At 67.3% G+C, this 26669-nt stretch carries 28 protein-coding genes; 7 read left to right on the top strand and 21 right to left on the bottom strand.

The window, feature by feature from the left end; translation table 11 throughout:
- The first annotated feature begins 48 nt into the window (after positions 1–48).
- Complete coding sequence (locus tag A5760_RS20715) at positions 49–594, top strand: TetR/AcrR family transcriptional regulator (RefSeq protein WP_064884221.1); 546 nt, start codon at positions 49–51, stop codon at positions 592–594.
- Here A5760_RS20715 and A5760_RS20710 read toward each other — a convergent pair.
- Genes A5760_RS20710 through A5760_RS20700 form a run of 3 tightly spaced genes read right to left on the bottom strand, consistent with a single transcriptional unit; the run spans position 591 to position 3811 of the window.
- The gene (locus A5760_RS20710; RefSeq protein WP_064884220.1) at positions 591–1931 is read right to left on the bottom strand and encodes an FAD-binding oxidoreductase; all 1341 of its coding nucleotides are present in this window, start codon (positions 1929–1931) and stop codon (positions 591–593) included. The two genes, A5760_RS20715 and A5760_RS20710, sit on opposite strands and share 4 nt — an antisense overlap.
- Before the next feature lie 21 nt (positions 1932–1952).
- Complete coding sequence (locus A5760_RS20705) at positions 1953–2693, bottom strand: glucose 1-dehydrogenase (RefSeq protein ID WP_064884218.1); 741 nt, start codon at positions 2691–2693, stop codon at positions 1953–1955.
- Positions 2694–2710: 17 nt separating this feature from the next.
- Positions 2711–3811 (bottom strand): hypothetical protein, encoded by a 1101-nt coding sequence (locus A5760_RS20700; RefSeq protein ID WP_064884216.1) that lies wholly within the window; start codon positions 3809–3811, stop codon positions 2711–2713.
- A gap of 112 nt (positions 3812–3923) precedes the next feature.
- On the opposite strand from A5760_RS20700, the gene A5760_RS20695 reads away from it, so the two are divergent.
- Positions 3924–4814 (top strand): alpha/beta hydrolase, encoded by an 891-nt coding sequence (locus A5760_RS20695; protein WP_064884214.1) that lies wholly within the window; start codon positions 3924–3926, stop codon positions 4812–4814.
- Here the strand turns inward: A5760_RS20695 and A5760_RS20690 are convergent.
- Positions 4811–5446, bottom strand: coding sequence for a TetR/AcrR family transcriptional regulator (locus A5760_RS20690; protein WP_064884211.1), 636 nt, complete (start codon positions 5444–5446; stop codon positions 4811–4813). The two genes, A5760_RS20695 and A5760_RS20690, sit on opposite strands and share 4 nt — an antisense overlap.
- Positions 5447–5605: 159 nt before the next feature.
- Between A5760_RS20690 and A5760_RS26760 the strand changes: the two genes are divergently transcribed.
- The gene (locus A5760_RS26760; RefSeq protein ID WP_003874194.1) at positions 5606–5731 is read left to right on the top strand and encodes a hypothetical protein; all 126 of its coding nucleotides are present in this window, start codon (positions 5606–5608) and stop codon (positions 5729–5731) included.
- A gap of 27 nt (positions 5732–5758) precedes the next feature.
- Here the strand turns inward: A5760_RS26760 and A5760_RS20685 are convergent, their stop codons facing one another.
- The 4 genes from A5760_RS20685 to A5760_RS20670 form a co-directional block, all read right to left on the bottom strand.
- Entirely contained in the window at positions 5759–7183 is a 1425-nt protein-coding gene (locus A5760_RS20685) for an NAD(P)(+) transhydrogenase (Re/Si-specific) subunit beta (RefSeq protein ID WP_064884209.1), read from the bottom strand.
- On the bottom strand, positions 7180–7518 hold the full coding sequence (locus tag A5760_RS20680) for an NAD(P) transhydrogenase subunit alpha (RefSeq protein WP_064884207.1): 339 nt from the start codon (positions 7516–7518) through the stop codon (positions 7180–7182). The genes A5760_RS20685 and A5760_RS20680 overlap by 4 nt, the downstream gene beginning before the upstream one ends.
- Positions 7519–8613, bottom strand: coding sequence for a Re/Si-specific NAD(P)(+) transhydrogenase subunit alpha (locus A5760_RS20675; RefSeq protein ID WP_064884205.1), 1095 nt, complete (start codon positions 8611–8613; stop codon positions 7519–7521).
- 368 nt (positions 8614–8981) lie between these two features.
- Positions 8982–9443, bottom strand: a complete 462-nt coding sequence (locus A5760_RS20670) for a DUF1348 family protein (protein ID WP_064884289.1) — start codon at positions 9441–9443, stop codon at positions 8982–8984.
- A 116-nt stretch (positions 9444–9559) separates the two neighbouring features.
- Between A5760_RS20670 and A5760_RS20665 the strand changes: the two genes are divergently transcribed.
- Entirely contained in the window at positions 9560–10780 is a 1221-nt protein-coding gene (locus A5760_RS20665) for an acyl-CoA dehydrogenase family protein (RefSeq protein WP_064884287.1), read from the top strand.
- A complete protein-coding gene (locus tag A5760_RS20660; protein ID WP_064884204.1) occupies positions 10773–11597 on the top strand; it encodes a tyrosine-protein phosphatase in 825 nt (274 codons plus the stop codon). The genes A5760_RS20665 and A5760_RS20660 overlap by 8 nt, the downstream gene beginning before the upstream one ends.
- Before the next feature lie 27 nt (positions 11598–11624).
- Here A5760_RS20660 and A5760_RS20655 read toward each other — a convergent pair whose 3' ends face one another.
- The 7 genes from A5760_RS20655 to A5760_RS20625 all read right to left on the bottom strand — a co-directional run bounded on the left by A5760_RS20655 (position 11625) and on the right by A5760_RS20625 (position 19425).
- Positions 11625–12488, bottom strand: a complete 864-nt coding sequence (locus tag A5760_RS20655) for an SDR family oxidoreductase (protein WP_064884201.1) — start codon at positions 12486–12488, stop codon at positions 11625–11627.
- A 56-nt stretch (positions 12489–12544) separates the two neighbouring features.
- A complete protein-coding gene (locus A5760_RS20650) occupies positions 12545–13969 on the bottom strand; it encodes an aldehyde dehydrogenase family protein (protein WP_064884199.1) in 1425 nt (474 codons plus the stop codon).
- Positions 13970–14131: 162 nt separating this feature from the next.
- Positions 14132–15697 (bottom strand): LCP family protein, encoded by a 1566-nt coding sequence (locus A5760_RS20645; RefSeq protein ID WP_064884197.1) that lies wholly within the window; start codon positions 15695–15697, stop codon positions 14132–14134.
- Between the two features lie 111 nt (positions 15698–15808).
- Positions 15809–16750, bottom strand: coding sequence for a class I SAM-dependent methyltransferase (locus A5760_RS20640; RefSeq protein ID WP_064884195.1), 942 nt, complete (start codon positions 16748–16750; stop codon positions 15809–15811).
- Between the two features lie 27 nt (positions 16751–16777).
- Complete coding sequence (locus A5760_RS20635) at positions 16778–17719, bottom strand: class I SAM-dependent methyltransferase (protein WP_064884193.1); 942 nt, start codon at positions 17717–17719, stop codon at positions 16778–16780.
- 75 nt (positions 17720–17794) lie between these two features.
- Entirely contained in the window at positions 17795–18430 is a 636-nt protein-coding gene (locus A5760_RS20630; protein WP_064884191.1) for a TetR/AcrR family transcriptional regulator, read from the bottom strand.
- Positions 18431–18432: 2 nt separating this feature from the next.
- On the bottom strand, positions 18433–19425 hold the full coding sequence (locus tag A5760_RS20625; protein ID WP_064884189.1) for a pirin family protein: 993 nt from the start codon (positions 19423–19425) through the stop codon (positions 18433–18435).
- A gap of 451 nt (positions 19426–19876) precedes the next feature.
- Between A5760_RS20625 and A5760_RS20620 the strand changes: the two genes are divergently transcribed.
- Positions 19877–21772 carry a chloride channel protein gene (locus tag A5760_RS20620; RefSeq protein ID WP_231122688.1) on the top strand — a complete coding sequence of 632 codons (1896 nt, stop codon included), beginning with the start codon at positions 19877–19879 and terminating at the stop codon, positions 21770–21772.
- Between the two features lie 9 nt (positions 21773–21781).
- Here the strand turns inward: A5760_RS20620 and A5760_RS20615 are convergent, their stop codons facing one another.
- Positions 21782–22330, bottom strand: a complete 549-nt coding sequence (locus A5760_RS20615; protein WP_064884185.1) for a Dps family protein — start codon at positions 22328–22330, stop codon at positions 21782–21784.
- 88 nt (positions 22331–22418) lie between these two features.
- Positions 22419–23330 (bottom strand): DNA-3-methyladenine glycosylase family protein, encoded by a 912-nt coding sequence (locus A5760_RS20610; protein ID WP_064884183.1) that lies wholly within the window; start codon positions 23328–23330, stop codon positions 22419–22421.
- A 60-nt stretch (positions 23331–23390) separates the two neighbouring features.
- On the opposite strand from A5760_RS20610, the gene A5760_RS20605 reads away from it, so the two are divergent.
- On the top strand, positions 23391–23792 hold the full coding sequence (locus A5760_RS20605; protein WP_064884181.1) for a nuclear transport factor 2 family protein: 402 nt from the start codon (positions 23391–23393) through the stop codon (positions 23790–23792).
- On the opposite strand, the gene A5760_RS20600 is transcribed toward A5760_RS20605, so the two are convergent.
- From A5760_RS20600 to A5760_RS20585, 4 genes are all read right to left on the bottom strand, one after another.
- Positions 23786–24166 carry a DUF427 domain-containing protein gene (locus tag A5760_RS20600; protein ID WP_064884179.1) on the bottom strand — a complete coding sequence of 127 codons (381 nt, stop codon included), beginning with the start codon at positions 24164–24166 and terminating at the stop codon, positions 23786–23788. The genes A5760_RS20605 and A5760_RS20600 overlap by 7 nt on opposite strands.
- Before the next feature lie 48 nt (positions 24167–24214).
- Positions 24215–25042, bottom strand: a complete 828-nt coding sequence (locus A5760_RS20595; protein WP_064884285.1) for a class I SAM-dependent methyltransferase — start codon at positions 25040–25042, stop codon at positions 24215–24217.
- Between the two features lie 78 nt (positions 25043–25120).
- Positions 25121–26140, bottom strand: coding sequence for an NAD-dependent epimerase/dehydratase family protein (locus A5760_RS20590; protein WP_064884177.1), 1020 nt, complete (start codon positions 26138–26140; stop codon positions 25121–25123).
- Complete coding sequence (locus A5760_RS20585; protein ID WP_064884175.1) at positions 26137–26643, bottom strand: nuclear transport factor 2 family protein; 507 nt, start codon at positions 26641–26643, stop codon at positions 26137–26139. Before A5760_RS20585 ends, A5760_RS20590 begins: the two co-directional genes overlap by 4 nt.
- Positions 26644–26669: the final 26 nt, after the last annotated feature.

Here is a 26669-nt window from a genome sequence, read left to right as displayed (position 1 = left end):
GGAGCGAATGACCATGACACCTCGGCGACACTTCGTAAAGTTTGAATCATGAGCCAGCCGGCCCGGGCGACGACGATCGCCGAAACCGACACCTCGACGCGTCAGCGCATCCTGGCGGCCACCGCCGAGGTGCTCGGCCGCAACGGCAAGACCAAGCTCAGCCTGTCCGACGTCGCCACCCAGGCGGGCGTCTCCCGCCCGACGCTATACCGCTGGTTCGCGTCGAAAGAGGAGTTGCTGTCGGCGTTTTCGAGCTACGAGCGCCAGATCTTCGAAAGCGGTCTGGTGAAGGCCACCGCGGGCCTGAAGGGTGTGGACAAGCTCGACGCGGTGCTGCGGTTCATCGTCGAGTACCAGCATTCGTACTCCGGGGTGCGCATGGTCGACGTCGAGCCCGAGCACACCATCGCCCAGTTCTCCTGGGTCATCCCGCAGATGCGCGAGGGTCTGCAGCGCCACCTCCCCGGGCCCAACGCGGCGGTGAAGGCGGCGACGGTCATCCGGATTGCGATATCGCACTACATCGTGCGAAGCGACGACGCCGATCAGTTCCTGGCGCAGCTGCGCCACGCGGTGGGCATCAAGGCCAGCTAGTCGAACAACACCGCGGCGTTCAGATAGCCGGTCGGATCCAGCGCGCCCTTGAGGGTCCGCATCGCGGCGATGTCGGCGGGTCCTCGGGACATGGCGAGGTAGGGCCGTTTGCGGCTGCCGACGCCGTGTTCGGAGCTGACGTTGCCGCCCGATCGCGCGATGAGGTCCATCATCGGCTCGTACAGCGCCCGCTCCCGGTCGGCCGGGCAGCGCAGCACGTTCAGGTGCAGGTTGCCCTCGCCGATGTGGCCGAACAGCACCGGCAGCGCGTCGGGGGCATGCGTGTGAACCAAATCGACCGCGTGGCTTTCGAATTCGCTGATCGCCGACAGCGGCAGCGAGACATCGAACTTCAGCGGCGGCCCGTACACGCCGAGCACCTCGGCCAGCGATTCGCGGACCTGCCACAACCGTTGCTGCGCAGCGAGATCCACGCCGACGGCGGGATCGGCGCGCATCGGCACGTCATCGAGCAGCTCGGCCAGCCGCTCGGTCTGGTCATGATCAGCGGCCAGCTCCACCAGCAGCAGCCACTCGCCGGCGACCGGGGCGCCGACGCCGCGGTGCTCCTGGGTCAGCGCGGCGGCCCTGCCGTCGATCAATTCCAGGGCCGCGATGCCGTCCACGTCGCGGAAGGTGCGCCCGGCGGTCACCAGCGCCTCGAGGTCGGCGAACCCGCAGATCGCCGTCACCCGGTGCGACGGGGTGGCGTGCAGCCGCAGGTCCAGCTCGGTGATGACGCCCAGGGTGCCCTCGGCGCCCACGAACAGCGCGGGCAGGTCGTAGCCGGTGTTGTCCCGGCGCACCCGGCTGTGCCGGCGCAGCAGCGTGCCGTCGGGCAGGGCCACCTGCACGCCGACCACCTGTTCGCCCATGTTGCCGTAGCGGACCGTGCGCAGGCCGCCGGCGTTCGTCGACGCCATGCCGCCGACCGTCGCGGTGTCGCGGGCCGCGAGATCCACGCCGAACACCAAACCGGCCGCGCCCGCGGCCCGTTGGACCGCCGTCAGGGTGGCTCCAGCGCCGACCTCGATGCGGCGTTCGACGGTGTCGACGTCGCCGACGGCGTGCAGCCGCTCGGTGGACAACAACACGTCGTCGTGCTCGGGAACGGTGCCGGCCACCAGTGAGGTCCGGCCGCCCTGCACCGTCACGTGCGCCCCGGCGTCCCGGCACACCCGCAGCACCTCGGCGACCTGCTCGGCCGAGCCCGGCCGCACCAGCGCGCTCGCCTTGCCCCGGTACCGGCCGGTGTGGTCGACGCTGCGCGCCGCCAGCACATCGGGGTCGGTGAGGACGTGGTTCGATCCGACCAGGCTCGCCAGGCTGCGCAGCATGCTCGGTGTTATAGCACCGCCCTAGAACTCCTTGTGATTCACGTCGGTGACCAGGCCGCCGTCCATCACGAACTCGCTACCGGTGGAGTAGGACGACTCGTCGCTGGCCAGGAAAAGCACGAAGGTCGCGACTTCCCGGACCTCGCCCGGACGCCCGAGTGGAATGGTCACCATGTCCTCGGGCAGGTGGGCGGTCATCGGGGTGCGGATGAACCCCGGGTGCACCGAGTTGACGCGGATGTTGTGCGGTGCCAGCTCCAGTGCCGCCGACTTCGCCAGGCCGCGAACGCCCCACTTGGAGGCGACGTAGGGGTGCACCATGGGCGCGCCGCGCAGGCCCTCGATGGACGACACGTTGATCATCGAGCCGCCCCCGGCCGCGATCATCGGCTCGACCGAGGCCCGCATGCCCAGGAAGGTCCCGGTCAGGTTGACGTCAATCACCTTCTGCCACTTGGCAAGATCGAAGCTCTTCAGCGGGCCGAGCGCGACGGTGCCGGCGTTGTTGACCAGCACGTTGAGCTTGCCGAATTCGCCGACCGCGGTGGCCACGGCGGCGTCCCACTCGTCGGGCTGGGTGACGTCGAGGTGCACGTAGCGCGCGGAGTCGCCGATCTCCTCGGCCAGCGCCTTGCCCTGGTCGTCCAGGATGTCGCCGATCACGACCTTGGCGCCCTCCTCGACCAGCAGCCGCGCGTCTTCGGCTCCCATACCGCCGGCGCCACCACTGATCAGCGCTACCTTGCCGTCTACCCGACCCACGTAGGTCTCCTTTCGATTTAGGTGGTCACCAAAGTGCTTGGTGCGTAAAGGCCTTTGCCCGTTACCAGCGGCAAATCAAGTGTGGTCCGAATGCCCGGCGGCGCCGCGATCACCGCGGGGATGGCGTTGACGACGCGGCCCGCGGCGCCCGCGATCGCCGCGTGGTTGTGGTCGCCCTTGCGGCTGCTCGGGATGATGTCGACCGCATACGACGGCTCGCCGGTGATCTCGACGCGGTAGGAGCCGTCGCCGGAGGCGGGCTGGGGCAGGTCGGGGCGCAGGTCCGGCCGCAATCGGGTGACGTGCTCGATGACGATGGCCGGGTGGCCCTTGACCATGCCGCGAATCTCGAACTGCAGCACGGCCACCGTGCCCTTGGCCACGTGGCCGACGGCGATGTCGAAATCTTCCGGCGCCGGCTCGCGCTGGTAGGACTCGGTGATCTCGTCGACCTCAATGCCGAGGCCGGCCGCGAGCTGACGGATCGCGGTGCCCCAGGCGATGCTGAGGATGCCCGGCTGCAGCAGCATCGGGACTTCGTCCATGGGCCGGGCGAATCCCATGTACTCCATGACTTCCTGGCCGGCGTAGCTGGCGTAGTCGTGAATCTCCATGCAGCGCACCTGCTCGATGCGCTGACAGGTACCGGCGAGCGCGAACGGGATCAGGTCGTTGGCGAATCCCGGGTCGACCCCGCTGATGAAGATGCTCGAATTGCCTTGCTTGGCAGCGTCTTCCACGCGGGCGATGTACTTGTCGGGCATGACGCCCCACGGGTACTGCAGCAGGCCCGGCGACGAGCCGACGACGTTGATGCCGGCGGCCAGGATGCGCATGACGTCGGCCATCGCCTCGGGCAGCCGGGTGTCGCCCATCGCGCAGTAGACGACGCAGTCGGGCTTGGCGGCGATGATCGCGTCCAGGTCATTGACGGCCGTGACGCCGGTGACGACACCGGTGTCCAGGCCGACGCCGCACAGCTCGCCGGCGTCCTTGCCCACCTTTTCCGGAGTCGAGACGCACACCCCGGTCAGCTCGAACTGGGGGTTGGTGATGAGTTCGGCGAGTGCCAGCCCGCCGACATTCCCGGTACCGACATGCGCGACGCGGATCGCCATGAGAGTCTCCGTCCCTCGAACGCTGGACAACTTTTCTAGACAGTAGTCCATAAATTTTGGGGAGCATACCTGCCTGACTGACCGCGGCCCGCGGGGGCAGAATCAGTCCCTGATGACACAACGCGAAGACCTTCAGTTCGCCTCCGGCGACGACCTGATCAGCGCCTGGCTGTACCGGCCGCCGGGCGACGGGCCCGCGCCGCTGCTGGTGATGGCGCACGGGCTGGGGGCGGTGCGGAGCATGCGCCTGGACGCCTACGCGGAACGCTTCAGCGCGGCCGGCTACGCCTGCCTGGTGTTCGACTACCGCAACTTCGGCGACAGCGAGGGCCGCCCGCGTCAGGTCCTCGACGTCGGCATGCAGCTCGCCGACTGGGCCGCGGCCGTCGCCTTTGCCCGCACCCTGCCGGGCATCGACCCCGACCGGATCGCATTGTGGGGCACCTCTTTTGCCGGCGGTCACGTGATCGCCACGGCGGCCCGGTTGCCGGGCATCGCCGCGGCCGTCGCCCAATGTCCCTTCACAGACGGTCTCGCGTCGGCGCGCACCGTCACCAACCCGTTGATCGTCGCGCGCATCACCGCCCGGGCGGTGCGCGACCTTCTCGCACGCCGGCGGGGCAGGCCGCCGGTGATGGTCGCCACGGTGGGCAAGCCCGGCGAGGTCGCCTTGATGACTACGCCCGACGCGTATCCGGGCTACCTGCGGTTGGTGCCCGACGGGGTCGAGCTATGCAACGAGGTCGCCGCGCGAATCGGGTTGCAGGTCTTCACCTATCGCCCGGGACGTGACACGCAAAAGATCGCCTGCCCGATCCTGTTCTGTGTGTGCGAAGCCGACTCAGTGGCTCCCGCGTCGGCGACGCTGCGCCACGCGGCCAAAGCGCCCCGCGGTGAGGTCAGGCTGTACCCCGAGGGCCACTTCGCGATCTACGTCGACGACGCCTTCGACCGTGTGGTCGCCGACCAGCTGGCGTTCCTCGACAAGCACCTGCGCGCTTAGGGTCCCAGCGGAGACGTCGTGCGGATGGCTTCGTCGCGGATCAGCCCGCGCAGCAGCGCCGTGCTGAACTCGGCGGCGATCTCCTTGGCCGAACGCCGGCCGCTGGGCCGCAGCCAGCGGTAGCTGCCCAGCGTCATGCCGATGTAGCCCAACGCCAGCACGTGCGAATCGCACGGGTAGAACTCGCCATTGGCGATCCCGCGGTCGATCAGGCCGTGCACATGGTGGTACACCTGGGCTTCTTTCTCGCGGACCTCGGCGACCTGCTCGCTGGTGAACCATTCGGTGATGTACGGCTGCTCCTGGAAGTACACCGCGGCGCGCTCCGGATCGCTGGCGATGCCGGTGAGCAGGCGGACGGTGTACTGGTAGAGGGCTTCGCGCGCCGTCCAGGACGGGTCGTCGTGCACGGCGGCCAGCGTGCCCTCGGCGGCCTGGCGGTAGATGTCGAACAGGATCAGCGATTTGCTGGCGTAGTAGTGGTAGACGGTCGCCTTGTTCAGGCCGATCACGTCGGCCACGTCGTCCATCCGGGTGCCGTGATAGCCGCGCGCCGCAAACAGCTTGGTGGCGACCGCCAGCAGCTCTTCGCGCCGGGTCAGCCCATTCGGGGTGATGCTGTCGGTGGACATCTGTTCTCACTATCGTCGGTATCGCCAGGCCAGGGCCGGTTCGGCCAGAATAGCTATCAATCAACTGGTTGGACAGTTTATGCAAAAATGCCGGGTGTCACGTGCATGCGTATGCGACTAGACTCCTCATCGAACGCGATGAGTCGAGAGGTGGGGCCGATGGATCCGAGTCCGGATTACGACGGAAGCGACGAGATCGAGTTCTTCATGCGCTACCTGACCTGGGGTCTGCGCGGGGTCACCGACGGAAACGGATACCCGCCGCCGGCCTACCCGCCCGTCTAAACTCCCAGCGCACAGGCGCTTTCGTCGCTACAGCGCCTTGAGTTCCTCGGCGACCTCGGTCACCGATTTTTTCGCGTCGCCGAACAGCATGCTGGTGCCCTCGCCGTAGAACAGCGGGTTGTCGATGCCGGCGAAGCCGGAGTTCATCGACCGCTTGAGCACAATCACCGACTTGGCCTTGTCGACGTTGAGGATCGGCATGCCGTAGATCGGGCTGGACGCGTCGTTGCGCGCCGCCGGGTTGGTGACGTCGTTGGCGCCGATGACGATCGCGACGTCGGTGCGGCCGAATTCGTCGTTGATGTCGTCCATGTCCTTCATGGCGTCGTAGTCGACCTCGGCCTCGGCCAGCAACACGTTCATGTGCCCCGGCATCCGCCCGGCAACCGGGTGGATCGCGTACTTCACCGTGACGCCCTTGTTCTCCAGCAGGGCCGCCATGTCCTTCACGGCGTGCTGGGCCTGCGCGACGGCCAGGCCGTAGCCGGGCACCACGATCACCTGGTTGGCGTAGGCCATCTGGATCGCGGCGTCGGCGGCCGAGGTGGCTTTGACGGTCTTGTCGCCGGTGTCGCCGCCGGCCGGGGCGACACCGCCACCGCCGAAGCCGCCCGCGACGATCGCCGGGATCGAGCGGTTCATCGCCTTGGCCATCAGGTTGGTCAGGATCGAACCGGACGCGCCGACGATCATGCCGGCCACGATCATCGCGGTGTTGTTCAGCGCCAGGCCCGCGGCCGCGGCCGACAGCCCGGTCATCGCGTTCAGCAACGAGATGACCACGGGCATGTCCGCGCCGCCGATCGGCAGCACCACCATCAGGCCGAGCACACCCGCGGCGGCCAGCAGCCCGATCATCCACCACAACGGCGCCCCGCCACTGCCGGGGTGCGCGCGCAGACCGATCACCACGGCGGCGGCCACCGCGGCGGCCAGCAGCAGCAGGTTGATCGGCTGCTGCCCCCTGCCGAAGCCGATCGGCGATCCGGAGATGATCTCTTGCAGCTTGCCGAACGCGATGATGGATCCCCAGAACGAGATCGAGCCGATGATCGCGGCGAACAACGACGCCACCACGATGTGCACGGTCGGCGACTCGCCGTGCTGGAAAGCCGAAAAGCCGCTGGTCTCAATGAATTCCGAGAGCGCGATCAGCGCGACCGTGCCACCGCCGACGCCGTTGAAGAACGCCACCAGCTGCGGCATCGCGGTCATCTTGGTGTAGCGCGCGGGCGGGACGCCGAGTACGACGCCCACCACCAGGCCGGCGATGATCAGCACCCACTGGTCGGTGTGGCGGATCTTGATCAGGGTCGCCGCCACCGCGATGGCCATACCCACCGCGGCGATCAGGTTGCCCCGCACCGCCGTCTTGGGACCGGTCAGGCCCATCAGGCCGTAGATGAAGAGGGCGAAGGAAATGATGTAGAGGCCGACTACCAAGTAGTTCATTTGGCCGCCGACCCTTCTGCCTTCTCGGCCTTCGCGGGCACGGGTTTCTTCTTGCCCTTGAACATGCCCAGCATCCGGTCGGTGACGATGAATCCGCCGATGACGTTCAGCGTTCCGAACACCACCGCGACGAACAGGATGATCTGCACCGCCAGCGAGGGATGCTCGACCGAGCCGAACACCACCAGCGCGCCCAGCACCACGATGCCGTGGATCGCGTTGGTGCCCGACATCAGCGGCGTGTGCAGCGTGTTGGGCACCTTGGAAATGACCGCGAACCCGACGAATCCGGACAGCACCAGGATCGCCAGGTTGGCCAATAGCTCGTCGTACATCTACGACTCCTTCCGATCGCGGGTCACACACGAGTCTGCGATCACTTCGTCGTCGAAGTCGGGGGCCAGCTTGCCGTCGGTGAGCAGCAGGTCCAGCAGTGCGGTGATGTTCTTGCTGTAGAGCTCGCTGGCGTGCTCGGGCATGGTGGCCGGCAGGTTCAGCGGCGAGGCGATGGTGACGTCGTGCTTGACGACCGTCTGCCCGGGCTCGGTGAGCTCGCAGTTGCCCCCGGTCTCGCCGGCCAGGTCCACCACCACGCTGCCGGGCTTCATCGCCTCCACCGCGGCCGCGGTGACCAGGCGCGGCGCCGGGCGTCCCGGGACCAGCGCCGTGGTGATCACGACGTCGAATCCGCTGATCGCCTTTTCCAGGGCCTTCTGCTGTTGGGCGCGCTCCTCATCGGTGAGCTCGCGGGCGTAGCCGCCCTCGCCGGAGGCGTCGATGCCGATGTCGAGCCACTGCGCGCCCACCGAGCGCACCTGGTCGGCCACCTCGGGGCGGACGTCGTAGCCGGTGGTGCGCGCGCCCAGCCGCTTGGCCGTCGCCAGCGCCTGCAGCCCGGCCACACCGACTCCGAGCACCAGCACGGTGGCGGGCTTCACGGTGCCGGCCGCCGTCGTCAGCATCGGGAAGAAGCGGGTGGATTCCGAGGCCGCCAGCAGGACGGCCTTGTAGCCGGACACGTTGCCCTGCGACGACAGCGCGTCCATCGCCTGCGCCCGGGAGATTCGCGGGATGGCCTCGAGCGCGAACGCCTGCACGCCGGCCTGCTTCAGTGCGCCGATCGAGTTCTCGGCGTTGCGCGGCGCGAGGAAACCGATCAGCGTCTGGCCGCTGCGCAGCTTGGCGACCTCGGCCTGGGTCGGCGGCGCGACCTTGACCACCACCTCGGCGCCCCACGCGTCCCCGATGCTGGCCCCGGCCTCGGTGTAGAGCTCATCGGGCAGCAGCGCCCGTTCGCCCGCACCGGACTCGACCACCACCGCCACGCCGCTGCCCACCAGCGACGCGACCGCCTTCGGCACCAGCGCGACCCGCCGCTCGTCGGCGCCGGATTCGGCGACCACTCCTACCGTCGTCTGCGCATTTGTCATGGCGCGTACATCTACTTTCCGTACTTTCCCGTACTGTCCCTGCCGATGGGCGTGGCGCCGGCTCGGCCGCGCGCTTCGCTACCTTAACCAGGTTTCACCATGGACGCGCGAACGGCTCCGGACCACCGGAGCGGGATACCCCCGCCCCGGGCGATCGACGCTCCGGTCGATGGTTCGCCGCCACAGGGCGGCGCAGTAGCGCCCGCGCAGTTGTGACGTCACAAGACGGCGTTGTGCACGAGGTCCGGTGGCGGGGCTTGATTGCGCGCCTCCTCCGCACCCGGCTACGCCGGCCGCATCGTCGCCACGCGGCTTGATTGCGCGCCTCCTCCGCACCCGGCTACGCCGGCCGCATCGTCGCCACGCGGCTACCAGAGCGGGAACTCCTGGCCGTGTTCGGACTCCGGGCGCGGCCCGAAGTAGCGCCGCTGCGATTCGTCGATGGGCACGTCGTTGATGCTGGCTTCGCGGCGCGCCATCAGGCCCGACTCGGTGAACTCCCACAGCTCGTTGCCGTAGCTGCGGTACCACTGGCCGGACTGGTCGTGGCACTCGTACTGGAAGCGCACCGCGATGCGGTTGCCGTTGAAACTCCACAGGCTCTTGCGCAACGAATAATCCAGCTCGCGCTCCCACTTGCGAGTCAGGAACGCCACGATCTCGTTGCGGCCGATGATGCGCTCGTCGCGATTGCGCCAGTGCGAATCGACCGTGTAGGCCAGGCTGACGCGCTCGGGATCGCAGCTGTTCCACGCGTCCTCGGCCGCCTGCACCTTCTGCAGCGCGGTTTCGTGGGTGAACGGAGGCAACGGGGGGCGGGATTCACTCATGCCGTCCATCGTGCCGCCCGCGCCGGCGCGTCTTCACCGCGGCGTAAGCATCGCGCTGACGACCGGAAACGCGGCGACTCGACACGTGTCCTATCGTGACGGGCATGGACTTCGCGATGTCGGCCAAAGCCAGCGACTACCACAAGCGACTGTCCGACTTCATGACGGAATACGTCTTTCCGGCGGAGGCCGAATACGACAAATACCGCGAAGAAGCCGGCCCGCACGACCACACGGTCCCGCCCGTCATCGAGGAACTCAAAACCAAGGCCAAGGAGCGCGGCCTGTGGAACCTGTTCCTGCCGGCCGAGTCGGGGTTGACCAACCTCGAATACGCCCCGCTGGCCGAGCTGACCGGCTGGAGCCTGGAGCTCGCCCCCGAGGCGGTCAACTGCGCGGCCCCGGACACCGGGAACATGGAGACCCTGCATTTGTTCGCCACCAAGGAGCAGCGCAAGCAGTGGCTGGAGCCGCTGCTGGCCGGCGAGATCCGCAGCGCCTTCTCGATGACCGAGCCGGCGGTCGCGAGCAGCGACGCCCGCAACATCCAGACGGCCATCGTGCGCGATGGCGCCGACTACGTCATCAACGGCCGCAAGTGGTGGACGTCGGGCGCGGCCGACCCGCGCTGCAAGATCCTGATCGTGATGGGCCGCACCAATCCTGAGGCCGCGAGCCACCAGCAGCAGTCGATGGTGCTGGTACCGATGGACACCCCGGGCGTGAGCGTGCTGCGATCCACGTCGGTGTTCGGCTGGCAGGACCAGCACGGGCACTGCGAGATCGTCTACGACAACGTCCGGGTGCCGGCCACCAACCTGCTCGGTGAGGAGGGCGGCGGCTTCGCCATCGCCCAAGCCCGGCTCGGACCGGGCCGCATCCACCACTGCATGCGCGCCCTCGGCGGGGCCGAACGCGCCCTGGCGCTGATGGTGCACCGCGCGAACAACCGCATCGCATTCGGCCGGCCGCTGGCCGACCAGGGTTTGGTGCAGCAGGCAATTGCCAAGTCCCGCAACGAGATCGACCAGGCCCGACTGCTCTGCGAAAAAGCGGCGTGGACGATCGACCAGCACGGCAACAAGGCCGCGCACCTGCTGGTCTCGCAGATCAAGGCGGTGGCGCCGCAGGTGGCCTGCGATGTCATCGACCGCGCGATCCAGGTGCACGGCGCCGCCGGCGTCAGCGACGACACGGTGCTGGCCCGCCTGTACGGCTGGCACCGCGCCATGCGGATCTTCGACGGGCCCGACGAGGTGCACATGCGGACGATCGCGCGCACCGAGCTCGGCCGCGAACAATCGGCCTTCGTTGCGGCGGTCACACCGAATGACTGAGGCGCTGCGAGAACTGTCCGGCGCGTGGAACTTTCGCGACGTCGCCGCCGGCGCGCCGGCGCTGCGGCCCGGGCGGTTGTTCCGGTCCGGTGAGCTGAGCCGGCTCGACGACCAGGGCCGCACCACGCTGCGCGAGTTGGGCATCACCGACGTGGCCGACCTGCGCGCGAACCAGGAAGTCACAAAACGCGGTCCGGGTCTGGTTCCGGACGGCATCGAGATCCACCGGCTCCCCCTGCCCGACCTCGGCGACGATCAGCCCAGCGACGACGACGCGCCGCACGAGACCGCGTTTCGGCGGCTGTTCGAGGGCGACGCCAGCCAATCCGACGAAGAAGTCAACGAGGCCGCCATCCGGCACATGATCGACGAGTACCGGCAGTTTCCTACCCGCAACGGGGCGCAACGCGCTGTGCGGCAAGTCTTTTCGATGCTGGCCGCCGGGCGTTCGGTGCTCACGCACTGCTTTGCGGGCAAGGACCGCACGGGTTTCGTGATCGCCACGGTGCTGGAAGTGCTGGACGTGGATCGCGACACCATCGTCGCCGATTACCTGCGCAGCAACGCCGCGGTGCCTCAACTGCGCGATCACATCTACGAGATGATCCAGAAGCGGTCTGACGTCGAATTGACCCCGGAGGTCGTCACGTTCACCAAGGCCCGGCTGGCCGACGGTGTCCTCGGCGTGCGTCCCGAATACCTGGACGCCGCACGTCAGACCATCGACCAGAAATTCGGTTCGCTGGACGCCTATCTGCGCGACGCGGGTGTCAGCGAGGCGGACGTGGAACGTCTGCGCGGCGAGCTGCTCGCCTGACTCGCTGACCACCCGGTCGCGACCGGCTTACCCCAGCTTGAAATCAGCCTGCTTTGCCGCGGACAGGTCGGTGATCTCGCCCCACTGCGAGGCGATGTCCTCCACCGTCGGCGGCTTGTCGTAGTTGACGCCCTTGTTCTGGAACAGCGCGACACGCTGCACCTTGCCGCCACCGACCACGAAAACCGAAGCGCTGTTGGGATTTTCCTCGGTGCACAGGTAGGCCACCACCGGGGCGACGTACTCTGGCGTCAGCTTCTCGAGTACTTCCTTGGGGAGGATGTCCTCGGTCATGCGGGTCGCCGCGATCGGGGCGACCGCGTTGGCGTGGATGTTGTACTTCGCACCCTCCAGCGCCAGGCTGTTGATCAAGCCGACGAGGCCGAGTTTGGCTGCGCCGTAGTTGGTTTGGCCGAAGTTGCCGAACAGCCCGCTGGTGGACGTGGCCACGACCACGCGGCCGTAGCTCTGCTCACGGAAGTGCGGCCACGCGGCGCGGATGACGTTGTAACCACCGTAAAGGTGCACCTTGAGCACGGCGTCCCAGTTCTCGAAGGACATCTTGTGGAAGGTGCCGTCGCGCAGGATGCCGGCGTTGCTGACCACGCCATGCACGGCGCCGAATTCGTCGAGCGCGGTTTTGATGATGTTCTCGGCGCCCTCGGACTCGGCGACGCTGTCGTAGTTGGCGACTGCCCGCCCGCCGGCGTCTTTGATCTCCTTGACCACCTCGTCGGCCATGTTGTGGCCGGCGCCCGTTCCGTCACGGGCTCCACCGAGGTCGTTGACGACGACGCTGGCGCCCTCCTGGGCGAGGGTCAGGGCGTACTCCCGGCCCAGTCCTCCACCGGCTCCGGTGACGATGATGACGCGATCCTGCACTCCGGGCATAAGTTTCCTCTCTATTGGTGAAAAACTCGTTCTAGCAACCGAATTGAAGCAATGTGTCAGAACATCCGGCGGGCCATCTTGAAGGCCCGCTCGGTGTACGGAGGATAGATGAAGCTCGACAGATCGGGCCGGGTGGGTTTGGTCAAGACCGACTTGCGGTGGCTGAACTCGTCGAACCCCCACTTGCCGTGGTACGCACCCATTCCCGATGCGCCGACACCACCGAACGGCAGCTTGGCCGTCGAGACCTGGAAGGCGACGTGGTTGACCAGCATGCCGCCGGCCGGCACCTCCTTGATCACCCGCTCGCGGGTCTCACGCCGCTTGGTGAACAGGTAGGCCGACAGTGGCTTGGGCCGCGAGTTCACGAAACGTATTGCCTCGTCCAGGTTTTGGACGGTGATCACCGGCAGGACCGGACCGAAGATCTCGTTCTGCATCAGCGGCCCGTTCGGGTCGGGATCCACCACGACGGCGGGCTGAATGCGCAGGCTCGACGGGTCGCAGGCCCCGCCGACGGTGATCTTGCCGTCGCCTCCGGACAGGTAACCACTGATCCGGTCGAACTGGCGCTGATTGACCACCCGCATGCCGTCCGGCTTGTCGGAGGTGAATTTCGTGATGGCGGCGCTGATCTTGTCGACCAGTTCATCGCGAATCGTGGCGTCCGCCAGGACGTAATCCGGTGCGACGCAGGTCTGCCCGGCGTTGAGCAGCTTCATCCAGGCGATCCGCTTGGCGGCCACCTCCACGTCGGCGTCCGCCGCGACGATGACCGGGCTCTTGCCGCCGAGCTCCAGGGTGCACGGGGTCAGGTGCGGCGCCGCGCCCTCGTAGACCTTGCGGCCGATCTCGGTGCCGCCGGTGAACAGCACGCGGTCCAGGCCCTGCGCGATGAGCTCCTGGCTCGTCGCGCCGTCGCCCTCGACCACCGCGATGGCGTCGTTGTCGAGGTACTTGGGCACCAGCTCGGCCATCACGTGCGCGGACGCCGCGGCGATCTCCGAGGGCTTGAGGATGACGGCGTTGCCGGCGGCGATGGCGCCGACCGCGGGGCCCAGCGTCAGGTAGTACGGGTAGTTCCAGGCGCCGATGATCAGCACGGTGCCGTAGGGCTCGTACTCCACCCAGCCGCGGCCGGGCAGCTGCGGGAGTTCGAGCAGCTGATACTTGCGGCGCGTCCACCGGCGCACCCGCTTCGCCGCGTATTTCGCTTCACCGGCGGTGGTGGCGATGTCGGCGATGTAGGCCTCGAATGGGCTGCGGTCCAAGTCTTCGGCGAGCGCCGCGGCCAGCGCGGCCTCGTTCTCCTCCATCAGCTTCACCAGTTGGAGAAGCTGGCGCTTGCGCCATTCGATGTCGCGGGTGCGTCCGGTGGCGAAGGTCTGGCGAAGCCGGGCAACCGTGGCGGGGATGTCGGTCGGTGCGGTCCCGTTCGTGGAGTCCGGCGTCTTCGATGCAACCGATTCGGTGGTCATCATTGTCCTTCCCGAGCAGGGTCCCGCCGCGTGGCGGCCGCTCGTCGGTGATAACCGCGATACTAACCATCCGGTTGGGAGAGCAATAGGAAGGATCCGGCCAACCCCGGTATTGCCGGTCGGATCGCCCCGGCCGTCGTCCCGCACGGGCGACGACCGGTGCGGTTACTTGACGCAGGGGACGTTCGCGGCGGTCATCTGGCTGAGGTCGGTCGGTGCCGGGGCGCGGTCGCCGGTGCCGGTGGCGGCCACCGCACTCACCTGCCCGGACCCGGACGGGTCGGTCGTCGCACCGGGGTGGGCCAGGTAGTCCCCTGCGGGGAACTGCGTTCCGACCGTCAGCCGCACCGTCCCGGCGGCCACGGCGTTGTTCGCCGTCGCCGGCACGTGCAGTTGATCGGCCAAGACCTGCGCGGCCCGGTCCGCCCCAGGGCCGTATTCGATGACGCTGTCGTCGGCCGGGACCGCCGCGGTCGTGGCGCTGCCGCGGGTGAAGCCGCGGCCGGCGAAGGACTCCTCGATGGCGCTCGCGAGCCCGTCCCGCGAGGTGGCGTTGACGACGTCGAGAATCGCGGGTTCGGCCGGCGCCGGCGGCGGCTGGGTGGGCGGTGATGCGGCCTCCAGCGCCACCGGTGTGTCCGACATGAAGCGCTCGTTGACGATGCGCCGGATGGTGGGCAGGTCGACCTGGTTGATGTCGGACCCGTTGGCGTCTTTGCCGAAGCCGGCGATCGGCAGGGTGTAGAGCGACAGCGGCCGCCCGCTCAGTTGCGAGGCGCGCGAAGCCAATTCCATGATGTCCAGGCCGTCGTCGACGGCGACGTTGTCGCGGGCGACCTGCAGCAGCTTGCGCAGCCCGCTCACGCTGGACAGCGCGCCGCCGCTACGAGCCGCCTCGACCAACGACACGAGGAACGCCTGCTGTCGCCGGGTTCGGTCGAAATCGGTGAAGGAGCCGTCGTTTTCGTCGCGCCGCTGCCGCACAAAGGCCATCGCGTCCGCGGCGTCGATGCGCTGGACCCCCTGGTGGAAGTCCGCACCCGAATAGCTGTCCCGCGTATCGGCATTGAGGCACACCGTGATCGGCTCGACGGCCTTGGCGATTTGAAAGAACGCGCCCAGCGTGACCTCGACGAAGTGGTCGACCGAGATACCCAGAAAGTCGTTGACGGCGTTGATTTCGGCTTTGCGGCCGGCCTCGCGCGCGGTCTGCTCTCGAGCCGTCAGGTTGTTGGCGCCCGCCCCACCCGAATTCCCGGCCGCCTGCGAATTCAGCGACTGCTGGTAGGCCAGGCCGTACGCCTGTTTGATCTTGCCCGCGCAGACCGACCCCGGGCAGCCCGGCAACTCCGCGTAGTCGTCACGCGGGATCGATATCGCGGTGACCGGCCCATCGCCGTCCGAAATGTGCACGACGATAAGGACATTGGCGTTGTAGCCGCCGGAACTCTCGTCACCGGCGTGCAGTGCCTCGTAGATGTCCTGGGGCAGCGGCTTACCGTTTTGGTCCAGCCGGCTGTCCAGACCCATCAGCAGGATGTTCTGGTTGCCGTCCAGCGTCGTCGCCGCATTCGGTAGCGCATGCGAAATGATGATCTTGCCCAGCGCGGTGTGATAGCCCGTCCAGCCCATACCGGTGATCGCCATGACCGAGGCCGAAGCGACGGCGGCAACGAACCGGCCCTTTCGCAGCGCCCAACGGTGCGCTTGATCGGATCCGCCACTGGCCATAATGAGTGACCATTGTCCCCGATGACCAGGCGAATTCCCGGTAACCGCGGCCGCGAGCCAACGGTGGACGTGCGACGGGTGTGCGAGGTTAGGCGCCGCGAAGCCCTGGCTTTACAGCCGCTCGGCGACCACGAAGTCGGAGAAGGCGTCCCTGTCTTCGTCCACCTCGGAACTCTGCACCCCGCGGCCCAGGCGGTGCATCTCGTCGATCGAGTTCTGCGCCGTGGCGCGCCAGCCGTTTTCGTTGAGCCAGTCGGTGAGGTTCGCGCGGTGCTCGTCGCGGTACATCAGCTCGCCGACGTCGACGGTCTCCTCCAGGCCGAGCTCGTCGGCCACCTTCTTGAACCGTTCACGCATCTGCTGGCGCCGCTCCTCGGCGTGCATCGGCGCGGTTTCGGCGGAGACGCGGCTGCCCGCCGGGCTCAGCTCGCCGATCTGGGTGAACAGCTTGTCCTGTGCCTCGGCGGGCAGGTACATCAGCAATCCCTCGGCCAGCCAGGCGGTCGGCTGGGCCGGGTCGAATCCGGCGGCGCGCAGCGCGGCGGGCCAGTCTTCCCGCAGGTCGATCGCCACCTCGCGGCGATCGGCGGAAGGCTTGGCGCCGCTTTCGGCCAGCGTGGTGGTCTTGTAGTCCAGCACCTGGGGCTGATCGATCTCGTAAACCGTGGTGCCGGCCGGCCAGTCGAGGCGATATGCCCGCGAGTCCAGCCCGGACGCGAGGATCACCACCTGCCGGATCCCGGTGGCGACAGCGTCGGCGAAGTATGAGTCGAAGAAGTGGGTCCGCACCGCCTGATAGCCGCGCATGTGCTGCATCCGGGCGGCGGACTCTTCATCGATGGCTTCGATCTTGGCCACGACGTCCGGGTCGAGCATGGCCTCCCACAAGACCTCAGCACCGGCATTGTTGACGAGCAGTCGGGCGTAGGGGTCGCGGATCAGCGCGTCGGGCTGCTCGGTCTCGATCGCCCGGGCAGCGGCCACCATGACCGCGGTGGTGCCGACGCTGCTCTTGATGTCCCAGGTGTCGTCGTGGGTACGCAGTGAACTCATGGCGGTGCTCCTTGGATGGGTGCTCGGTCAGGCGGTGGGCTTGCCGAGGCGAGCTCGCAGCAGTGTGCTGCGGACCGCCTCGTCGGTCAGGTCGTCGGGTACCGGACGGCCCAGTCGGGCCATCTCGTCGCGGTTGCTCACGCTCTGCACGTGCCACCCGTGGTCGGCCAGCCATGCGGCGGCGTCCGAACGGTCCGGCTCGTGGTAGGTCAGCGCCTGGACATTGACGTCCAGGCCGAGCCGGTCGCGCATCCGCAGCCAGCGCTGCGAGTTGCTCCGGGAATTCATGCCGAACATTTCGATGGCGATCTGGCTGTCCGGCGCGCTGAGCGCGGTGACCATCTCGAAGAGCCGGTCCTGCGCGTCGCTGGGCAGGTACGGGAGCAGCCCTTCGGCCAACCAGGCGGTCGGTTTAGCACGGTCGAATCCGGCGGCGGTCAGCGCCGCGGGCCAATCCTCACGCAGGTCCACCGCGACCGGGTGCCGGATGGCGGACGGCACGGCGCCGTGCTGCTGCAGGATGCCGGCCTTGTACTCCAGCACCTGGGGCTGGTCGATCTCGTAGACGGTGGTGCCGGCCGACCAGTCCAACCGGTACGCCCGCGAGTCGAGCCCGGCGGCCAGGATCACGACTTGCCGGATGCCGGCGCCGACGGCGTTCGCGAAGTACTCGTCGAAGAAGTGGGTGCGCACGGCCTGGTAGTCGATGCCGCATCGGTGCGAGCGCTGTCCGTGCTCGTCACCGTCGAGCCAGGCCAGCTCGGGGTCGGCCAGCCGCGCCCACGCCGGGCCGGCCGACGAGACCAGCAGGCGCGCGAAGTCGTCGCGGATCAGCGGATCGGGCCCGGCGGTTTCCGCGGCGCGCGACGCGGCGACGCCCAGCGCGGTGGCGCCGACGAGCTCAGTGATGGTCCAGCTGTCGCCGGCAGACCGTACGGACGGGGGTAACGAGGCATCCAGGTCAGTCATATCCCGACCATGGTACCGGGATAAGTTAGTTAGCCTATACGCTTTGTGCGCAACTTCACTGCGGCCCGAAGCGCGCTAGTCCTCGCGCTTCTGGAATGCACCTTCCAGTAGCCCGCGCATCACTCCGATGAGCGCGAGCAGGTTCTCCGGGCTCTCGACGTAGCCCGCATACAAGCCCACCCCGCAGACGAGAACGAGCAGCGCCTCGGCCAGCACCGTCGCCTCGACGTCGGCGACGATTTCGCCGCGCTCGATCGCGTCGTTGATAACACGCAGCAGAAATTCCCGACTGATCCGTATGGAATCGTTATCGGTTCCTATCAAATCCGGATGTCGCTGCGATTCGAGCACACCGCTGATTAGAAACGCGGATCCGGCAGGGTTCTTCGAATTGGCTCTGGTCGCTTCCGAGATGAATGCCGTCAACCGCGCCACCAGCGTGGTCTCGCGTTCGGCTTGTTTGATGCCGGCCCCGATCACGAATTGGTTTGTGTCATCCAGCACCTCCCGATAAAGCGCCCGCTTGCTCGAGAAGTAATGGTTGATCGCCGGCCGGGTCAGGTCCGCACGCGCCGCAATGGCCTGGAACGTCGCGCCGTCGTAGCCGCGTTCACTGAAGACCAAACGAGCAGCTTGGATAATCCGCTGCCGCGTCTCGTCAGCCTTCGCGGCAGGCGGCCGTCCAGGCCTGCGGTTCCCCCGTGGAAGCATTGCTAGAGTGTGCCACCCCCGTGGTGCGGCATTAGCGCATTTGGCGGAATGGTGCCAAATTTTCCGGCTTGGTAGTCCTCGAGCGCCTCGATCAATTCCGCGCGGGTGTTCATCACGAAAGGCCCGTAGTGGAATACCGGCTCGCGAATCGGGCGACCGCCCAGAAGCAGCAAATCAATGGCTCCGTGAACCACCGTCGGGCCGGAATCCTGGACCTGCCGGGCTCCCACGGTGATCCGATCGCCGGGGCCCAGGACCGCTAGCTGGCCCTGGTGGATCGGATGAGCGACCGGGCCGACGTATCCGCTGCCGGACAACACATAGACCAGCGCATTGAAGTCGCGCCGCCATGGGATGTTGAGCTGGGCCCCGTTCTCGATGGTCGCGTGAGCCAAGGTGATCGGGGTGTGGGTGACACCGGGGCCCCGGTGTCCGTCGATGTCGCCGGCGATGATGCGGATCAGCGCTCCGCCGTCATCGGATGCGAGCAACGCGGCGTCGCCGCCTTCGATGGACTGATACCGCGGGGCCGCGAACTTGTCTTTCTTGGGCAGGTTCACCCAGAGCTGGACGCCGTGGAAGAGCCCGCCGCTATCGACCAGCTCGGCCGGCGGTGTCTCGATGTGCAGGATGCCCGAGCCGGCCGTCATCCACTGCGTCGCGCCGTCGGCGATCAGGCCGCCACCACCGTGCGAGTCCTGGTGCGCGAACTTCCCGTCGAGCATGTAGGTGACGGTCTCGAAGCCGCGGTGCGGATGCCAGTCGGTGCCGCGGGGCTCCCCCGGCTGGTACTCGACCTCGCCCATCTGGTCCATGTGCACGAAGGGATCCAACGCGGCCGTGCTGACTCCCGCGAAAGCGCGCACCACCGGGAAACCCTCGCCCTCGTAGCCACGAGGGCCGGTGGTGATCGATCGGACCGGCCGCTCGGTATCGGCGGGGCCGGGACCGCTGACTCGTGGCAACGTCAGCGTGTTAGCCGTAACTGCAGGCATCTGGCCTCCTCATATAGTGAACACCCCATATAACCGGACTGGGGTCCACTTATTCCGCGGAAACATCACACGCGGCGTGACCGCGGGCAGTAGTGCACTTCCGTTCGCCCGGTCGCGCCGACGCTCCGCCCGGTCCGTTCGATCCCCGACCATCACGGCGGCAGTGCGGGCGATAGTTTGATGAGGCAATATTTGCCGAGAGATATGTCGTCGTCTGTACCGGCTGTTGAGATGGTCGATGTGGCTCCGAAACGAACCCGAAACGAACTGGAAATGACCTGGAACGACGATGCGAGAAGGCCGCCGAGAAACGAGAAGGCCGCCGAGAAAGGCGACGGGAATGGGGCAGAACAAATCGGCGGGTAATCCGGCTCGGCCGCGGCTGACAATGTCCAATGCCGTCGGACAGGTCGCCAGCTGGACGCGGTCGAACCGCCTTGGATTGTTTTGCGTGGCGATTGTGGTGGGAATCGGCGCCGGGCTCGGCGCCGTGGCTTTCCGGTATTTGGTCTTTGGCTTCACCTGGCTGGCAACAGGGCACGACGAGTTCGGTCAACACGGCTGGGTCGCCAGCGATCATCTACCTTGGCTGGGCGTCGGGTTTTATGCGGTCATCCCCGTCATCGGGGGGTTGCTCTATGGCCCGCTGATCAGTCGGTTCGCGCGAGAGGCGCGGGGCCACGGCGTGCCGGAAGTGATGATCGCGGTCGCAGAGAACGGCGGCCGTATCCGGCCCCAGGTGACGGTCGTGAAGGCGCTGGCGTCAGCGATGTGCATCGGCACCGGGGGCTCCGTCGGTCGGGAAGGGCCGATCGTGCAAATTGGCGCCGCGCTGGCGTCAGGCTTCGGTCAATGGGTGCGGATGCCGGAGAACCGGCTGAGGGTGCTGGTGGCCTGCGGCGCCGCCGGCGGCATCTCAGCAACGTTCAACGCTCCCATCACCGGTGTGTTCTTCGCCGTCGAACTGATCCTGCGCGAACTCTCCGTCGAAGCGATCTTCACCATCATGCTTTCGGCAATGGTTGCCGACGTGATCGCCCGCGTGTTCTTCGGCTCCGCCCCCTTCCTCACCCAGCTCCCGGAAGGCATCGAACTCAATCACATCGCCAACTACCTGTTGGTGGCGCTTCTCGCGGCGATCGCCGGGCTGCTCGGGATCGTCTTCAAGAACGTGCTCTACAAGACCGAGGACGTGTGCGACCGGCTATGGGGAGGGCGACCGGACTGGGCGCGGCCCGCCGTCGGTGGGATCGTGCTTGGCCTACTGCTGCTCGCCGTGCCCCAGTTGTACGGGGTCGGCTATCCGGTCATGTACGCCGCCTTCGCCGGCCATTACGCGCTGTGGTTTTTGGTGATCCTCGCCGCCGGAAAGATGCTGGCGTGCAGCTTGACCATCGGGATCGGCGGCTCCGGCGGCGTGTTTGCTCCCTCGCTGTTCGTCGGGGCAACCTCGGGCATGGCCTTCGGGCTCATCGTGCAGCACGTCATCGGCACGGCGGTCGGGCATCCGGCGCTGTACGCCATCGTCGGCATGGGCGCGGTGTTCGCGTCGGCTGCGCGAGCCCCGCTCACGGCGCTGGCCAGCACCGTCGAGATGACCGGCGACTTCACGCTTACCTTGCCGGTCATGTTGGCGGTGGCCGTCGGGACCACCGTGTCGCGCGGGCTTTCCTACGGCACCATCTACACCGCGAAGCTGTTACGCCGGGGCATCGACATCGATCGCCCCGCACCCACGCATGCGTTCGCCGGCCTCACGGTCGCCGAGGCTATGCACTCATTCACCACACCGCTCGACCTGACCCATCCGGCGGGTGATGCCACGCACGACTGGACCGCGCTGCTCGGCCCCGTGACCCGGATCCGTGAACCACAGGCGCTGTTTGCCAACGACAGCCTTGCCCAAGCCTTGCGTCAGCTCGTCCTCTACGGCCGCGATGGCCTGCCGGTGATCGACACCGACGCACGGCATGTTCGGGGGTGGCTGACCAATCAGAACGTGCTGCGGGCGGTCGGCGCGTATGTCACAGATCTCGAATCGGGCATCACCGCCGGCCGTCGGGGCGACGAGTGGGGCGACCCGCAAGCGCCCGACACCGAACACGATCCGCGAAGTCAGCTCGACGGGTACTGCATCGTCGAGCACACTCTGGCAGCCGATTCGGTCGCCGTTGGGCGCAAGCTCCACGACCTCGAATGGCCTGCAGGCCACCTCCCGGTATCCGTGGTGCACAACCGGCGACTCGTCGACGCCCAGCCTGCCGTGAGACTCGCAGCGGGCGACCGGATCAATGTCCTGGTGCCCAAGAATGGTTCACGCAGCGCCGAGTCGGAGCCCCGTCAATAAGGCGGCGCATCAGGATTTGCCACGAGCACTGCTTGCGGCATCCCTCTCGGTGCTCTTACCCTTGTGCGCCAGCTCGCCACCGGCGCTTTCCAGGTGCGCCCGGACGAACCACTGGAACTTCTCCAACTGGCCGGCCTGGCCGATCAGCAGATCCTGGGTCACCTGGTCGAGTTCCTCTGTCTCGTCGATGTATTGGCGGATGTCCTCGATGACACCGGTGTAGACGAGGTCCAGCGCGGCCAGATGCGCCTGAACCGTGTCGCGGCCGACCGAGTAGTCGTCCCACGAGCGGTCCTTCATGATGGCACCGGGCGTTCCCTGCGGCGAAGCACCAAGGGCCGCAATGCGTTCGGCAACATCATCGGCAAACCCGCGAACCGCGTCCACTTGCGGGTCGATCATCTCGTGCACCCCGATGAAGTTGGGGCCGACCACGTTCCAGTGAATGTGCTTCAGCGTCAGATGAAGGTCGTTGTAGGTGCTCAGTTGCTTTTGCAGCAGTTCGGTGAGTCGCACTGCCTGCTTGTCGGTCAATCCCGGAATTGTGAACTGAGTCATCGCTTCTTTCCTCGCTCCCATCCATGGGGTTCGCACACGGTTAGTTGCCCGTTGGGTACCCGATGGCCCAGCTGAAAAACGCGACGGATCAAAGCGAGTGGATTTGCTGCACCGGCAGTCGCGGCCCGCGGCGGGGCTTGTATGCCAGTCCGCTGGCTTCGAGCAGCCGGACCACGCGCTGGCGGTGGGGCCGCATCGGCTCGAGCAGTTCGAGCATGCCTGCGTCGTCGACGGGGCGGCCCAGCAATGTCCAGCCGATCATTTTGGGAATGTGGTAGTCACCCACCGACACGGCGTCGGCGTCGCCGAAGGCGCGTTGTGCGGTCTCGGCGGCGGTCCACTCCCCCACACCGGGCAGCGACATCAACGCCTCACGCGCCTGGATCGTCGGCCGCGACACCAGCCGTTCCAGCGACGGGGCCCGCCGCGCACAGGTCACCACGGTCTGCGCCCGCCGCGGGTCGACGTTGGCGCGATGAAACTCCCACGATGGGATGTTCCACCACACCTGGGCCGGCGGCATGACGCGCATCCCGTCCGGCGCGGGGCCCGGCGCCGGCGTCCCGTACTTCGCCACCAGCACCCGCCACGAGCGAAACGCATCGGCGCCGGGCACCCGCTGCTCGATGATCGCCGGGATCAAGGCCTCCAGCACCAGCCCGGTGCGGCCCAGGCGCAGGTGCGGAACCCGTTGGTAGGCGGCGGCAACCGTCGGATGCCGCGGCACGAAATCCGAGTCATCGTCCTCGAAACCCAACATGGCGGGCAGCATTTCGACGAACTCCTGCGCGCCGCCGCCCCACGCCGCAGCGTGCGCGGCGTTGGGCCCGACGCGGCTGATCCGGGCCGTGACGGGCCCGCTGGGCAGCAGGCTGGTGCGCCAGATCGAGCCGTCACCCAGGGCCCGGAAGCACGGATCCCCGGGGCCGCGGCGAAGGGGCGCCAACGTGTGCCCGAAGCTGACCGCTCCGGGAAACACGACCGTGCGCGCGGTCTGCACCTGATGACTCCCCGACTGCTCTGATTGACCGTGAACTGCGTCCCAGGTCAGTATTGCGTTGTGATGACGCCGTTCGATGACCCGCAGGGTGAACTGGCCTGGATGTTCCTGCAGAGCACCAGCGACGGCGGCGATCTGGACGAGGGCTTCGCCCTGCTCAGTGACGACTTCACCTACTGGACGCTCTACACGCGGACCCCCTGCGACAAGGACGCATTTCGGCGTGGGGTCGAGCGCCGCAAACAAGAACTCGAACTGACCATCGACCTGGAGCGCTGCGTCAACGAGGGAGAGACCGTTGTGGTGGAGGCGCAGGCCACCGGCACCACGTCCGACGGCGTCGAGTACGACAGCCCGTTCGTGTGCATCTTCGACACCCGCGACGGGCTGATCGTCTCGATGCGCGTGTACAGCGACACCCGTGCGGTCGCGGCCGCACTTCCCGGGTGGATCCCCTACTGAGCCGAAACGCTGATGTCGGCCTTGTTGGGGTAGAACGCGACATGCCCGGCAATCTTTTCGACCGCCGGATACGGCTGCTCGTAGGTCCAGATCACATCGTCGACGGTGTCACCGGCCGAGGTGGTCACGCTGTAGTAGCTGGCGTCGCCCTTGAAGGGGCAGTACGTGCTGGTGTCCGTGCGGGTGAGCCGGTCCTGCACCACGTCGGTGATCGGAATGTATTGCACCGCAGGTAAAGTGGCTTCGCGTAACTCCAGCGCGGCGGTGGTGTCGGCGACGAGCTCGCCGTTGACGCGTACCTGCACCCGCCCCTTGGTCGGCTCGATGGTGATCGGGTGCCCTGCGCTGGGTTCTTTGATTTCCGGGTGGGCCATGGTGGTTCCTCCTTAGACGCCTTACGGTTGTGCAACGCGCGTCCGTGGTCAAGGCTTCCCGTCCGGCGGACCGAATGCGTAGCGGTGGTATTGCGACATGTTGGCAACCGCGTGAAACTGCGACATGACCTTGCCCAGGATTCTGGACGAGCGGGGCAACTGCGCGAAGGTGTACGACTCGAACCATCGTTCCCAGGCCAGCAGCCGCACCCCTGGCACGGCTTCGATGATGTCGTCGGGCCCGTTGATCGCCCAGCGCAGCGTGGACCCCGACCGTCGCACCACGGTGTTGAGCCACTGCGACTTGATCCCGAGCCAATTGAACACGTCGAACTGCAGCTCACCCGAACCGAACCGGGCGACCACCCGGCGCAGCAGCGCGGTGCCGTCCTGCTCGGTGAGATACATGGTCAGCCCCTCACCGATCATCAGCGTCGGACGGTCGGCGGGGATTTCGGCCAGCCATGCCGGGTCGGTGACCGAGGCGGCGATGACGCGATAGTGATCGCGGCTCGGGTAAAGCTGGGTTCGCAGCGCCGCGACCTCGGGGTAATCGATGTCGTACCACTGGACGTCCGGTCCCGGCTGCAAGCGGAAGAATCGGCTGTCCAGCCCGCAGCCCAGGTGCAGCACGACCGAACGCGGATGCGCGGCAAGGAATTTGCGTGTCCATTGGTCGAAGTGCGCCGACCGGGTGGTCACCGACGGCGCCCGCCGCGGGGTGATGGTCGTTTTCTTCCAGTCGTAGTCGATGCGATCGACGATCTCCTTCGCATACCGATCGCCCAGGATCGGTTTCGGGAAATCGGCGTCCAGCGCCTTGGCGTAGAACGTCGCCAGCATGGTCTGGGGCGCCCCGCTGAGATCGACGGGTATTCGCGCGGTAGTCACACCGCGAGGCTAGCCCCACACCAAGCGCCCGCGCCGCGTCCTGAACGGCGGTCGGCGTGGTGTTCAGCCTGGGGTTGTGCTCCGACCTTTGGCATCTCGCATCGCGGCCCAGAACCGGGCCGCCTCGCGGATGGATTCCTCGACCGGGCGCGGCTGCCAGCCCAATTCGCGGACGGCCTTGCTGTGGTCGACGGGCGCCTCGGCACGCATCATGCGCACCGACGCCAGGCTGAGCTCGGCGTCCTTGCCGGTGAGGCGCGCCCGCAGGTTGCCCAGCGCGCCCATCGCATACAGCACCGGGACGGAGATCGAGCGCCGCGGCGCCGGCATGCCGGCCTCCTCGGCCGCGATCCGGACCACCTCTTTCAACGCGATCATCCGCTCGGAGATCAGGTACCGCTCGCCGATGCGCCCGCGTTCGGCGGCCAGGATCATCGCCCGGGCGGCGTCGGTTACACCGACGACTTCGAGTTGGATGCCCTCCATCGTGAAGGGCAGCTTGCCGAAGACCGCGCCGGCGATGAACGCGCCATGGGGGGTGCGGCCCCAGTCGCCGCCGCCGTACGTCGTCGACACACACATCGCCACCGCGGGCAGCCCCGCCTCGGCCACGTAGCGCATGACCAGGTTCTCGGCCTGGACCCGGGACTGGACGTAGTCCGACAACCCGCGGGTGCCGACGATGTCCTCTTCGGTCGCGACGTGTCCGTGGCGCCGGCCCACGGTCGCGTAGGTGCTGGTGAAGATGAACCGGCGCAGGTCGGGTTGCGCGACGGCCATGTCGAGAACGTTGCGCAGCCCTTCGACGTTGGTGCGAAACAGCGGCGCGGTATCGCGCAGCCACGCGCGGGTGTCCACGACGCAGTAGTAGACGTCGTCGACACCGTCCATCGCCTCCCGCAGCACGGCGGTGTCGAACACGTCGCCGTGAAACCGGGTCAGCGCAAGGTCATCGATCGAGCGGGTGTTCGCGCCCTCGCGCACCATGGCCCGCACCTGGTGGCCGTCGGCGACGAGTTGGCGGGTCACATGCGAGCCCAGAAAGCCGTTGGCGCCGATGACAAGTTTGGGTTTCGTGCTCACTGGCCGCCTCCGTACTGCTCCATGAATCGCGCGCCGTCCTCGTCGAGGGCGCCGAGTTCCTGGGCCTTGCGGCACCACTTCATCGTGGCCTGCACGAAGCGCAGCGGGTTGTAGATGTCTTCCTGCTGACGCCACAGGCCGTCGCCGGCGTACGTGATGATCGAGATGTTCGTCGCGCCGATGACGGTGCCGTCGCCGGGATCGCGCATCGGGTTGTCGAGTTCCATGATGATGCGCCCCGTGGGCTCGTCGATCACCGACCACAGCGACGGGAACGCGACCATGTGGCTGCCGGGAAAGCTGCCCATCGTCTTGCTGATCCACTCGCGGACCTCGTCGCGGCCGTGCATGGTGCCGGCCGCGTGCTCGATGTACACGACGTCGGGTGTGTAGTGCTGGACCCACGCGTCCCAGTCCTGCGACTGCGCCGCCGCGTCGACGGTCGCTTCGAATTTTTCGAAGGCGGCGGCCAGTTCGCTACGCGAGAACTTTGGCGTGCTCATGATTTCGCGGCACCATTGCAGCTCAT

The organism is Mycobacterium colombiense, assembly GCF_001665835.1.
In the GTDB taxonomy this organism is placed as follows: domain Bacteria; phylum Actinomycetota; class Actinomycetes; order Mycobacteriales; family Mycobacteriaceae; genus Mycobacterium; species Mycobacterium colombiense_A.
Note: the sequence above shows the minus strand (reverse complement) of the source record. Positions and strands in the feature narration are given on the sequence as shown.